Consider the following 12,527-nt stretch of genomic DNA (forward strand, 5'->3'; position numbering starts at 1 on the left):
GGTGGTCTCTCGTTGATGTGCTCCTTATATTGCGTCGGCTTCCAATCAATTGACGGAGATTGATGCTCGGAAGCGGTTCAGGTGGACGAACCAAGAGCGTGCTCTTCACTGGACTCGGTGCCGTCCTGATCGGCGGTGCCGTTGTTTGGGTTGCTGCAGATCGCATTGTCTCGGCTGTGTTCGAGCGACTGCGCCCGGATCTTGAAGAGCAGGTGGGCAAGCCCCTGGGACACCCTGTCAGCATCGGCAGTTTTCAGGGGTTGAGCCTCCGAGGGATCACGGTCGGTCCCATCAAGGTTCAGCGTGGTCGCCGTGATCAGTCCACTGCATCCGTGCAGCAGCTGACGATCGGTTTCAACCCGCTCGCCAGTCTGCAGCGGCTTCGGCCTGTGGTGACCGTGGGAGTCAAGGGTGCTCTGCTCGACCTGCGCCGCAATCCTCAAGGGGCGTATTGGGTGCCTGGTCCCCTGCCGAAAGGTGGCAAGCCGCCTCGACTGGATTTGGATGTGCGTCTGATGGACCCGGCGCGACTCCAAGTTGCACCCGCCGGACTGGCTCTGCGTGCAGCGGGCTGGACATCGGTTCGCCTTGATGAGAATCGAGCTGACGTGTCCCTGCAGGTGGCACTCCCGGATCGCGGCCGGATCACTCTTAAGGGCCGGGGCCGTTGGGTTCGACCGGAACTGCAGCTCAGCACTCGCCTGGAACGGATCCGGCTGGAGCGTTATCAGGGGCTTTTGCCCGCGAAACTCCCCGTGCAACTGCGAGGGCAGCTGGGTGGAGATCTACGGCTCGGTTGGAGGCAGGGACAGGCGAATTGCAGCGGAGGGATTTCCCTGGTTGATGTTGAGGTGAGTGGTCAACCTCTGGACCAACCCCTGCGTTCGAAGCAACTGAAGATCAGTTGCCGAGGCAACGCTCTGACGATTCCCACCAGTGAGTGGGCCTATGGGACCTATCGCGCCGATCTTGGCGGTCAGGTGCGCCTGAATCGCGCCTTCGATCTCCGCGGTGGCTTCCGGGAGCTCGGACAGGACAGGAGCGTGGCCTTCCGTGTGCTGGGCGATTGGTATCGGCCGAAAGTTGAACTCAAGGGGCGCTGGGCTCTGCCCGAAACGGTGGCTCTGGATGAGCCACTGCAGTTGGCCGTGCAGCTGGGGGCTGATTGGCGTAACAGCAAGGCCTGGACGGCTCAGCTGGATCGTCTGGATCTGCAGGCACCCGGTGTGGCGGTGCAGGCGCGGGGGATGCTTCATCCTCAGCTTGATGTGACCAGCCAACAGCTCACTCTCGCGGGCCCGGCCTGGAAACGACTGCCGTTGGTCCCTGAGTTTCTGGGGGCGAAGGCTCCTCTCCAGGGGCTGTTGAAGCTTCGAGGAGAAACGGCGAAACCAGTGATCAGCCTCGACCTTGCTCAGGCCAGCAATCCTCTGCTTGAGGCGTGGTCTCTGAGGGCCGGATGGAGCAGCGAAACCGGTCTTCTGCTGATCAAGGACTTCCGCAGTCCTGACCTTCAAGCGGATGCCCGTCTTCCGCTTGAACTAGGCGCTGAGGGCCTGAAGATTGGCGATCTGCAGGCTGATCTGAGGCTGGATCGCTATCCGCTGAAGCGCATCGGTCCACTGCTTGGCACCCCAATGGACGGATCGATCAGTGCATCCGGTCGTGTGAGTGGACCGCTCCAAGCGCTTCGACCCGATCTCAACATCGCAGTCAATGCACCCCGTGCCGGCGTGATTCGTTTGGCCGAGAACTGGAAGGGGCGATTCAAAGGGCTGGCCGGAGGAGGAGGCCTCCTGACCATGGCCTCCGTCGGTGCGGTGGTGCAGGGGGACCTCGAAGCCAGTCTTGGTGCGAATTGGCTACCGAATCGGGTGCTTCTCACCCGGCGTGGCGGACGGATGGAGATGATTGGCACACCAGCGGCCTACCGCTGGACGGCTGAGGGACTCTCCATCGATGGGGTGGAGCTGGCCTTGCCTCCGAAGCAGCGATGGGAGGGGCTCTACGGCCGGCTGAGTGGAGAGGGAACCCTGGGTCTGCAGCCTCTGGCGATGGACGTTGATCTCAGCCTCAGTCGGCCTGGTCTGATGGGTCTTCAATTGCGTCAGATCCTGCTGAGTGGCCGCTACCAGGATCGTCGCTATTCCTTCACCGGTGAGCTGCTCCCACCGGATACGGGCCAGATCACTCTCGATGCCAAAGGTCGACTGAACGGTGCCTTGGATGCTCGTGTGGAAGCGCGAGGACTCAGTGCTCGCTGGCTGACCAACAGTGCTCTCAGCCTGCCTCAGCTCAACGATGAGCGTCTTGTCTCCATGGGGACGGCTCAAGATCTGGGCACCCTGCTGGTGAATACCTTTGGTGGAACGCTCGATGGTCAGCTGCAGGCCCTTCGCGATGCCAGGGAGGCTCTGCTGAATGCGACCCGAACCAGCCGTGAGAGAGACCCGCTGCATCTGAAAGACCTGAGGGGGCAGGTTGATGCGGTGATCGATGTGAAAGGTCCCAGGCTGAGTCGTCTTGATCTTGATCTCAAGGCCAGGGGCCATCTCTGGATCGAAGGACAGGACCAGGACTACGCCCTCCAGGTCAAACCCTTCATCGCCAGGATCGAAGGGCCGATTCAGGGGGGTGAAGGGAGTTTCTCCCTTGAACATCTCCCGTTCAGCCTGCTCGCCCTCGTGGCCCCCGTCCCGCCAGCTCTTCAAGGAGCTGTTGGGCTCACCGGCCGCTACAAGCTCGGCGGAGCATCACCGGAGCTCAGCACCGATCTCAAGCTGGAGGATGCGCAGATTGGTGACAACCCGATCGCTCTCGAGCGAGGGCAGGTGCTGTTTGAGAACGGTGGTTTGACGCTGGACCTCGCGCTCAAGGCGGAGAAGGCTGCCCAACCTGTCACCGTCACGGGCCGCATTCCGCTGGCCTCCGATCAACCTCTCGATGTGAGGGTGGTCAGCCTGGGTGACGGACTGCGTTTCCTGACCGGTTTCACCGGCGGGATGGTGTCTTGGACCAAGGGAGATGCAGACCTGCGGCTTCTGCTCAGTGGACCGTTGTCGGCTCCTGAAGCCAATGGCTATGTGGTGCTGAAGAATGCCTCGTTCAAAGCTCAGGATCAGGCGCTGACCCAGGTCAACGGGTCGATGGTGTTTGACTTTGACCGGCTGGAGGTTCAGTCCCTGACGGGACGGGTTGGATCAGGCGGCCAGCTCAAAGGCAGTGGTTCCTTGGCACTGCTCAGCCCTGCCCCAGAGGCCAAGCCGCTGCGTCTGCAGCTGGAGAAGGCCCGGATCAAGCTCACCATCGCGGACGTTCAGGTTGGTGCCGATCTCACGATCACCGGAGCCCTGGTGAAGCCTGAGGTGGGAGGCACTTTGGAGGTCAGCGATGGCTCGATCCGACCGACACGCTCGATGTTGGTGCGCCCCAAGCGCAGGGAGGCTTCAGGGCTTCTACCAACGATGTCACTCCAAGGGGGTGATGGTGATGCGCAGATTGTGTCTGCAGATGCCCTGCTCGAGCAGCAATGGAATTTTCAGGATCCTCTGGTGCTGCTTGGCCCCAACATCGAAGCTGACAGCAGTCGCTCGCTCAAGGCCTCGCTGCCGAATCTTCCCTTTCTCGGCTTCGATAATCTGCGCCTAAGGCTGGGGCCCAAGCTTCGGGTGGAGGTTCAGCCCCTGGCGAACTTCACCACGGAGGGGCTGTTGACCCTGAACGGTGCCTTGGACCCCAGCCTGCAGCTTCGAGGTGTGGTGCAGCTGCTGACCGGGCGCGTGTCGATTTTTACGACGACGTTCAACCTGGATCGGCGTTCTCCGAATGTGGCGGTCTTCACCCCATCCCTCGGTCTGATTCCCTACGTGGATGTGGCCATGACCAGCCGTGTTTCCGACAGCGTGACCCTTGGTACCGGTAGTAACGCAGTGTCCAGCTCCGTGTTCGATACCAATGGACTCGGCAATCTCGGCGCCGGTGGGCAGTTGCGTCTGATCAAAGTGTTCCTCACGGCCACAGGGCCGGCTGACCGTTTGGCTGATGCCATTACGTTGCGAAGCTCTCCTGCGCTGCCTGAGGCGCAATTGCTTGGTCTGATCGGTGGTAACTCCCTGGCCGGTCTCTCCAACGCCGGTGCCGGCGCTGCTTTAGCGGCGGTCCTCGGCCAGTCGCTTCTTTCCCCGGTGCTCGGGACTTTGACCGATGCCTTCAACCAAAGACTGCAGTTCGCTCTCTATCCCACTTACGTGACACCGACAGTTCAGAACAATCAGGAGCGCACCTCGGGTCAGGTTCCTCCCCAGCTCGCTTTGGTCACTGAAGTGGGTGTGGCGCTGACCGACCGCTTCGATTTTTCCGTTTTGGCTGCTCCTGACCGCAACGACATTCCCGGCCAAGGCACGCTTTCTTACCAGCTCAATGCCAGAACGAGCGTGTCCGCCTCCGTGGATACCCAGGGCACGTGGCAGTCCCAGCTTCAGGTGTTTTTCCGTTTCTGATTCATGGTTGAGCCGCGTGTCCTGGGGGTTGATATCGGCGGAACGGCCCTCAAGCTCGGCCTGTTCGACGCGGATGGCATGTTGTTGGCTGATCTCCAGCGACCCACGCCTCAACCGGCGACTCCAGGATCCGTGTGCATGGAGCTTGTGGAGGCGATCGACACTCTCGATCCGGAGAGGAAGGCAGCACTGGTGGGGATTGGGCTTCCCGGACCAATGGATGCAGCGGCCCGGGTGGCGAGGGTGTGCATCAATCTGCCCGGATGGGAGGAGGTTCCCTTGGCCGCATGGCTGGAGCCACGCCTCAAGCGCAAGGTCACCCTGGCCAACGATGGCAACTGCGCTCTGGTGGGAGAAGCCTGGAAGGGGGCTGCGCGAGGGTTCCAGGATGTGGTCCTCCTCACCCTGGGAACGGGCGTCGGCGGGGGGGTGATGCTTGGAGGAACCCTGTTCACCGGCCACAACGGTGCCGCTGCAGAGCCTGGACTCATCACCCTCAACCCGGAGGGACCTGACTGCAACAGCGGCAATCAGGGATCGCTCGAACAATTTGCCAGCATCAGCGGCCTGGGGCGTCTCAGCGATGAGGATCCCGCGGTTCTCGCTGAAGCTGCCTCTCGCGGTGATGCCGAGGCTCTGACGATCTGGCGTGAATACGGCCGCTTGCTGGGGATCGGTATCACGTCTCTGGTGTATGTGTTCACGCCACAACTGGTGCTGGTGGGTGGAGGGCTGGCCGGAGCCAGTGCCCATTTCCTTCCAGCCGTTCGCCAGGAGGTGGCTCAGCGGGTCCAGGCCGTTTCGAGGGAAGGACTCTGCATCGAAGCCTGTGCACTGGGCAATGGAGCCGGTCGTCTCGGCGCAGCCCGACTCGCTTTGCAGCGCTTGAGCTGAACGTCGAGACGTGTTGACGCCGCCAGACCCTCGGCATTGATGATGGCCTTAGTGAGAGTCGCCCTCAGGCATGAACGAAGTCCCAGTGCCGTCCCCTGAGCTGCTGCAACGGGCTGGCGCCGTGCGTCTGGCCGCGGTGGATCTGGGGATGGCTGATGATGGTGAGCGAATGCAGGCTCTGAAGGCCATGGCTGAGGCCCTGGCTGATCGCTCTGATGCCCTCGTGGCAGCCAATCGTGAAGACATGGAACGCTCTGCTGCCGAGGGTCTAGCGCCCGCCTTGATGGCCCGGCTCAAGCTCGACGCTGCCAAGCTTGGGGGGGCGATCGATGGCGTCCGCAAGGTGGCCAGTCTCAGGGACCCTCTCGGCCGGCGTGACCTGCACCGAGAACTGGATCAAGGCCTTGCGCTGGAGAGGGTTTCAGTGCCTCTTGGGGTTCTGGGTGTGATCTTCGAAGCGCGTCCTGACGCCGTGATTCAGATCGCCTCCCTGGCCATTCGCTCCGGTAACGCCGCCCTGCTCAAAGGGGGCAGTGAAGCCCGCTGCACCAACGAAGCGGTGATGGAGGCCCTCAAGGCTGGGCTGGCCTCCAGTGCTATCTCCCCCGATGCACTCGCTCTGCTGACCACCCGTCAGGACAGCCTGGCCCTGTTGAAGCTGGATGGTCTGGTTGATCTGATCATTCCCCGTGGCAGCAACGAACTGGTGCGTTTCATTCAGGACAACACCCGGATTCCCGTGTTGGGTCACGCCGACGGAATCTGTCATCTGTATGTGGACGCGGCAGCGGATGTGGACAAGGCTGTTCGGGTGGCGCTGGATAGCAAGACCCAGTACCCGGCGGCATGCAATGCCATCGAGACCCTGCTGGTGCATCGCTCTGTGGCCGCCTCCTTTCTTTCCGCTGCCATCCCGGAGTTCCGCAAGGCGGGGGTGGTGCTGCGTGGCGACGCCGCCAGCGTTGCGTTGGGAGTGTCTGAACCAGCCACGGACGATGACTGGCGCACTGAATACCTCGATCTGATCCTGGCGGTGAAGGTGGTGGAGGATCTGGCTGAAGCCGTTGAGCACGTCCGCCGTTTTGGTTCCCGTCACACCGAGTGCATCGTCACGGAGGATGAAGCCGCCGCTGACCGCTTCCTGAGCTCCATCGACAGCGCAGGGGTGTATCACAACTGCTCCACCCGTTTTGCCGATGGTTTCCGCTATGGGTTCGGCGCTGAGGTTGGCATCAGCACCCAGACGCTCCCGCCTAGGGGCCCGGTCGGTCTGGAGGGTCTGGTGACGTATCGCTACCGATTGCGCGGCGATGGCCATGTCGCAGCGGACTACGCCACGGGTGCAAGTCGCTTCACGCACAAGGATCTGCCGTTGTGATGCCCTCGCTGATCCCTTCACTCGATGTGATTCGCATCGATGACCTGTGCCTCTGGGCCCATGTGGGAGTGCTGGAGCATGAGCGCCGGGATGGGCAATGGTTCCGTTTGGATCTTGCCTTGCATCTGGATCTCTCCGGTGCTGCGGCATTGGATGCGCTTGATGCCACAGCCGACTACAGCCTGGCTGTGAACGCACTTCAGGTTCTCGCCGCTGAGATTCGTTGCCAGACAATCGAACACTTCAGCGAACGGGTCTTCGAGGTCTTGGAGAGTCTCTATGGAGCCCTGCCGATGCATCTGCGCCTCAGCAAATGTTCCCCACCCATCGCTGGATTCAACGGTACGGTGAGCATTGAGCGCTGGCGCAACAGGCCGTCTTGAGATGACCACTTCGGTCACGGTGCCCTCGTCAGTTCGGCGTCCTCTCGTTCTTGTTCACGGGCTCTGGGATTCCCCCCGTCTCTTCAATCGTTTGGTTCGCCGCCTGGATGCCTACCAGTGGCCGGTGTCGGTGCCGCACCTTCCCCATCGTCTCGGTGCGGTGCCGCTTGTCTCTCTCGCCGAACGTCTGGATGATCACATCCGCCAACGCTGGGGAGATGGCTGCGTGATTGATCTACTGGGTTTCTCCATGGGGGGCATCATCAGTCGTGTTTGGCTTCAGCAGTTGGGGGGAGCCCGGAGAACCCATCGCTTCATCAGTGTCGGCAGTCCACAGCGCGGCACGCTCACGGCACAGTGGATTCCCCGCTGGTTGTTGGCTGGGCTGGCCGATATGAAACGCGGCAGTGCCTTGCTGCGTTCTCTGAATGCGGATCCTTCGCTACTGCAAGACCTCGACTGTGTGAGTTGTTTCTGCGGTTGCGATCTCATGGTGGTGCCCGGATGGCAAGCCCATCTCCCCGTCGGAACGGTGCGGAGCATCCCAGTGCTGACCCATCAGCAGCTCATATCCAATCCTCATGCGTTGGATGTGCTGATGCAGACCCTCCTTCGCGACGCATCCTCTGCGGACGGGTGACACTGTCTGAAGCTGAGGTGTCACTTCGGTGTAGTCGACTCAACTGGCTTTCAAACCCGAATGGCGGATGAGCGCTTTGCTGCTGGCATCCCGACCTCGGAACTGTCGATAGATCTCTGCTGGACGGAGACTTCCCCCCAGGCTGAGGATCGTGTTGCGGAATCGCTCGCCCGTGGCCGCCACAGCATCATCCTGGTCCAGACCGACCTCTTCAAATGCTGAGAAGGCGTCAGCACTAAGGACTTCCGCCCACTTGTAGGAGTAGTAGCCAGCTGCATATCCGCCAGCGAAAATATGCCCGAACGCGCAGAGGAAGCGGTCGGTATCGATCGGCGGCAGCACTGTCGTCGTCTCGGCGATACGGCGACGGAAGGCATCCGGGCTCAGTCCGAGGTTCGTGGACCATTGGCTGTGAAGCCGAAGATCGGTGAGTGCGAAGTGGATTTGGCGAAGGGTGCCACTGCCCTGCATGAAGGTGCGGCTGTTGCAGAGCTTGTTGTAATCCGCTTCGGGCAGTGGCTCACCCGTTGTCCAGTGCCGGGCCATGCCCATCAGTGTCCTGCGGTCGAAGCACCAGTTCTCCATGAACTGACTGGGGAGTTCCACGGCATCCCACTCCACGTTGTTGATGCCAGCGGCCTGGGGGTGCTCGACTGTGGTGAGCATGTGCTGCAGGCCATGCCCGAATTCGTGGAAGAGGGTTTCCACCTCCTCAAAGCTCATGAGGCTGGGGGTGTCTCCAGAGGGTGGGGTCTGATTGCAGATCAGGTAGGCCACCGGCAGGGTTAAGTCTCCGTTGGGTTGCCGTTTGCGGTTTAGGCACTCATCCATCCAAGCCCCGCCGCGCTTGCTCGCCGGCCGGCTGAAGGGATCCAGGTAAAAACCAGCCAGGGCCTCTCCCCTGCGGTCGAGGACTCGGAAGAACCGCACGTCCTCGTGCCAGATGGGCGCATCACCATCCGCCGCTTCAATGCGGATCGAAAACAGGCGTTCGCAGAGGCTGAACAGGCCATCGAGAACCTGGGGCAGGGGAAACCACGGCCTCAAGGCTTCCTGATCGAGATCGAAGCGCTCCCTGCGCAGTTGCTCCGCCCAATAACTCACATCCCATGGAGCGAGAGCATCCATGGCACCGCGGCTAGCGGCGAGTTGGTTCAGTTCCTTCAGCTCCCGTTCAGCGACGGGCATGGCCGCAACCCTGAGCTCTTCAAGAAGGGTTTCCACCGCATCCACCCCATCGGCCATCTTGGAGGCCAGGCTCAGCTCAGCCCAGTTGGCATAGCCCAGTCGCTGGGCCTGCTCCTGGCGTAAAGCAAGGATTTCTTCGATCAGCGGGCCATTGTCGAGATCACCCTGGCTCGCTCGGCTCACGTAGGCCTTGTACACCGTTTCGCGAAGATCGCGGTCTTCGGCATGGGTCAGGACCGGCACGTAGCTCGGCATGTCCAGTCCCAGTCGCCAAGGCCCTTCCGCGGCGGTGGGCTCGGCACCGGAGGAGGCACGGTCCCCCGCGGTGGCTGCAGCAACGGCCAGATTCTCCAGGACGCGTTCGGGAACTCCCTGCAGTTGATTGCGGTCGTGCACCACGAGGCTCCATTGCTGGGTGGCGTCGAGAACGTGATTGCTGAAACTGGTGGAAAGGGCTGCCAGACGCTCGCTGGTGCGGTTGAAGGCCTGTTGGTCATCCCCTGTCAGACCAACTCCGCGATGCTGCATCGAGAGCAGTTCGGTTTCGAGAATGCGGACCTGGGTTGAATCAAGCGTGTTGTTCTGTTGCTCCAGCAAGGAACGCAGGGCCTGGTGAAGGACTGAGCTTTGTCCGACCCTGTTGCTGAAACGCACCACCTCAGGTTGTTGACGTGCGTGGGCTTCACGCAACTCCGGCGTGTTGCGAACGGCTGTGAGGTGCGTCACCACGCCCCAGCTCCAGCGCAATCGTTCCCCCAGAGCATGGAATGGAGGCATGAGTTCGTCCCAGGACAGGGGGGTGCTGTCTGGTTCAGAAAGGCGATCGCGAAGCTGGTCCTCCAGAGCGGTGAACCTTTCACTGAGATCAGCCAGCAGGGACGGGATCTGTTGATCCACCTGCTCGGCATCGATGGCGTCAAATTGAGGGAGTCCCTCGCAACGCAGCAGTTCCGATGGGGGCATGGATGATCAGCCGGTGGGGAGGAGAGCGCGCATGGCCACGACGGTGTGTTTGGCCAGATCCACCGCCAGCGCATCGGTGGAAGCTTCGTACAGATCCATGGCGATCCGGGGCCAGATACCAATCACAAGCGTGGGGACCAGCAGGGTGAGACCGATCACCAGCTCGCGAGGACGCATGTCTTCCACAAATGCGAGGGCGGGAATCCGCGGACCGAAGAACACCCGACGGCACATCGAAAGGAGATAAATCGGAGTGAGAACCAGACCGATGGCCGCGAGCACGATTGTTGTGACCCTGAACAGTGTGGTGAAACTCTCCTGGCTGGTGATGCCGAGGAACACGGTGATTTCACTGATGAATCCACTCATGCCCGGCAGTGCGAGGGATGCCAGGGAGCTGGCGAGGAAGAAGGCGAAGGTGATCGGAAGCACCTTGGCCAGTCCGCCCATGTTGGGGATGGACAGGGTTTTGGTGCGCTCGTAAAAGCACCCGGTCACGAAGAACATGGCCGCGGCAATCAGGCCATGACTGATCATTTGCAGCATGGCTCCACTGATGCTGAGTGCATCGACGGCACCGATGCCCAGCAGCACAAATCCCATGTGACTGACCGAGCTGCAGGCGATTCTGCGCTTCACGTTGTCCTGCGCGAAGGCATTGAGAGCGCCGTACACGATGTTGACGATGCCCAGGATGATCAGAGCTGGTGCCATCACGAGGTGGGCATCCGGAAGCATCTGAACGTTGAATCTCAGCAGGGCGTAGCCACCCATTTTCAGAAGCACGCCTGCCAAAAGCATGGAAACCGGAGCATTCGCTTCCCCGTGGGCATCGGGAAGCCAGGTATGAAGAGGGAACATCGGTAGTTTCACCCCGAAGCCCACAAGGAAGCCGAGGTAACAAAGAAGACCGAAACTTCCTCCCGGTGAGCGCTGTGCGAGCTCATTGAGGTTGAGCGTGAAGGTGTCGCCGGACAGGGCGAGTGCCAGCCCGCTGATCAGGATCAGCAGTGACGCAAGAGCGGTGTAGAGGATGAATTTGGTCGCGGCGTACTGACGGTTCTGACCACCCCAAATGGCGATCAGTAGATAAACGGGGACCAGTTCCAGCTCCCAGGCCAGGAAGAACAGCAGGAAATCCTGGGACAGGAACACAAGGCCCTGGGCCGAGGCCTGGACCAGCAGCAGACCGAAGTAAAGCCGTGATTTATGCGTGACATTCCAGCTGGCCGCAACGGAGAGCAGCGTGACCAGACCGCTGAGAACAACAAGAGGTGCGGAGAGACCATCGGCCCCCAGGGACCACTCCAGACCGATGACCGGAAGCCAGCTGACTCGTTCAACAAGCTGGAGCTCACTGCTCGTCGGATCAAAATGTTGGCTGAACACAGCCAGCATCAGGACGAGATCCACCAGCAGAACGCCGATCGCCACGTTGCGTGGCACCGGCGACGGGGTTTGGTCGTCGCCAGGCAACAGGGGCATGAGCAATGCCGCCGCCGCAGGTAGCAACACGATCAGCGACAACCAGGGAAAGCCTGCGTCGGACGCAGCCGTCAAAGGCAGATTTGCGTCCATGGCGTCCACAAGATTGTGATTGAACTTATCAGCTCCGAGGGTGAGCTTGAGTACAACTACCCAGCATCGCGAGGCTGCCAGTGGCTCCCAGTCGTCTGCAGATTCAGCAGGGGGGCACGGCTGGCGATACCGACCGATTCCCAGGCTCTCACCATGGCCTGGCTGATGCTCGGCCCTTTCTCCTCCGGGCAGAGGGCCAAAATGCTTGGACCGGCTCCGCTGATGGAGCAGCCCCAGGCTCCCGCCTCGAGAGCGGCTTGGCGCACTTCCTGCCCTCCCTTGATCAAGCGCCACCGGTAGGGCTCATGCAACCGATCATGCATGCCATCGGCGATCAGATCGCCGTTGCCTGTGCGCAGGCCCTGAAGGAGCAGCGTGAGCGCACCAAGATTGACCACCGCATCTCCCACGGGAACGGTTTTCGGCATGGCGCGACGGGCTTCGCTGGTGCTCAGACGGATAGCGGGAATCGCAACCACGGCCTTGACGCTGTGCATCCATTCGCAGCGCACCACCCGCCATCGCTGCGATGCCGCCTTGGCTGTCATGCAAAGACCCCCGAGCAGGGAGGGCACCACATTGTCGGGGTGGCCTTCGATGTCGATGGCTAGCTCCAGAAGTTTCTCGCGGCTCAAAGGCTCTCCGACCAGAGCATTGGCCCCCACGAGGCCGGCGACGATGGCTGTGGCACTGCTTCCGAGGCCGCGGGCCGGCGGAACCGCCAGGCGCACTCTGGCCTCGAGGGCGAAAGGTCCTTCACCTGCAGCCTTCCAAACCCGTTGAGCGGCTCGATACACCAGATTCTCGGCTCCACCGCGGAGATGGGATCCCTCTTGCCCTTCGATGATCAGCTCGAAGCGTTCACCATCCCCCTCGATTCGCCGCATGGTGAAGCGGTTGTTCAGGTCCAGGGCTGCACCGAGACAGTCGAAGCCTGGTCCGATGTTGGCTGTGGTGGCTGGAACATCCACCACAACGGTCTGGCCTATGCGCGGCTGCGCCAT

Annotated in this window: 8 protein-coding genes; 5 read left to right on the forward strand and 3 right to left on the reverse strand. The window is 61.4% G+C overall.

What is annotated here, in order from left to right; genetic code table 11:
• The first annotated feature begins 62 nt into the window (after positions 1 to 62).
• The 5 genes from WH7805_RS00195 to WH7805_RS00215 all read left to right on the forward strand — a co-directional run bounded on the left by WH7805_RS00195 (position 63) and on the right by WH7805_RS00215 (position 7,794).
• On the forward strand, positions 63 to 4,499 hold the full coding sequence (locus WH7805_RS00195; RefSeq protein WP_006040859.1) for a translocation/assembly module TamB domain-containing protein: 4,437 nt from the start codon (positions 63 to 65) through the stop codon (positions 4,497 to 4,499).
• Positions 4,500 to 4,502: 3 nt separating this feature from the next.
• Complete coding sequence (locus WH7805_RS00200; RefSeq protein ID WP_006040860.1) at positions 4,503 to 5,393, forward strand: ROK family protein; 891 nt, start codon at positions 4,503 to 4,505, stop codon at positions 5,391 to 5,393.
• 70 nt (positions 5,394 to 5,463) lie between these two features.
• Positions 5,464 to 6,771 carry a glutamate-5-semialdehyde dehydrogenase gene (locus WH7805_RS00205; protein WP_006040861.1) on the forward strand — a complete coding sequence of 436 codons (1,308 nt, stop codon included), beginning with the start codon at positions 5,464 to 5,466 and terminating at the stop codon, positions 6,769 to 6,771.
• Positions 6,771 to 7,154, forward strand: coding sequence for a dihydroneopterin aldolase (locus WH7805_RS00210; protein ID WP_006040862.1), 384 nt, complete (start codon positions 6,771 to 6,773; stop codon positions 7,152 to 7,154). The genes WH7805_RS00205 and WH7805_RS00210 overlap by 1 nt, the downstream gene beginning before the upstream one ends.
• 1 nt (position 7,155) lies before the next feature.
• On the forward strand, positions 7,156 to 7,794 hold the full coding sequence (locus WH7805_RS00215) for a triacylglycerol lipase (RefSeq protein ID WP_006040863.1): 639 nt from the start codon (positions 7,156 to 7,158) through the stop codon (positions 7,792 to 7,794).
• A gap of 39 nt (positions 7,795 to 7,833) precedes the next feature.
• Here WH7805_RS00215 and WH7805_RS00220 read toward each other — a convergent pair whose 3' ends face one another.
• Genes WH7805_RS00220 through thrB form a run of 3 tightly spaced genes read right to left on the reverse strand, consistent with a single transcriptional unit; the run spans position 7,834 to position 12,527 of the window.
• Positions 7,834 to 9,945, reverse strand: a complete 2,112-nt coding sequence (locus WH7805_RS00220; protein ID WP_006040864.1) for a M3 family metallopeptidase — start codon at positions 9,943 to 9,945, stop codon at positions 7,834 to 7,836.
• Between the two features lie 6 nt (positions 9,946 to 9,951).
• Positions 9,952 to 11,523: an NAD(P)H-quinone oxidoreductase subunit 4 gene (locus tag WH7805_RS00225; RefSeq protein ID WP_006040865.1), complete on the reverse strand. Its 1,572-nt coding sequence runs from the start codon at positions 11,521 to 11,523 to the stop codon at positions 9,952 to 9,954.
• Between the two features lie 56 nt (positions 11,524 to 11,579).
• A complete protein-coding gene (gene thrB, locus WH7805_RS00230; protein WP_006040866.1) occupies positions 11,580 to 12,527 on the reverse strand; it encodes a homoserine kinase in 948 nt (315 codons plus the stop codon).

Origin of the sequence: Synechococcus sp. WH 7805 (assembly GCF_000153285.1) — a bacterium.
In the GTDB taxonomy this organism is placed as follows: domain Bacteria; phylum Cyanobacteriota; class Cyanobacteriia; order PCC-6307; family Cyanobiaceae; genus Synechococcus_C.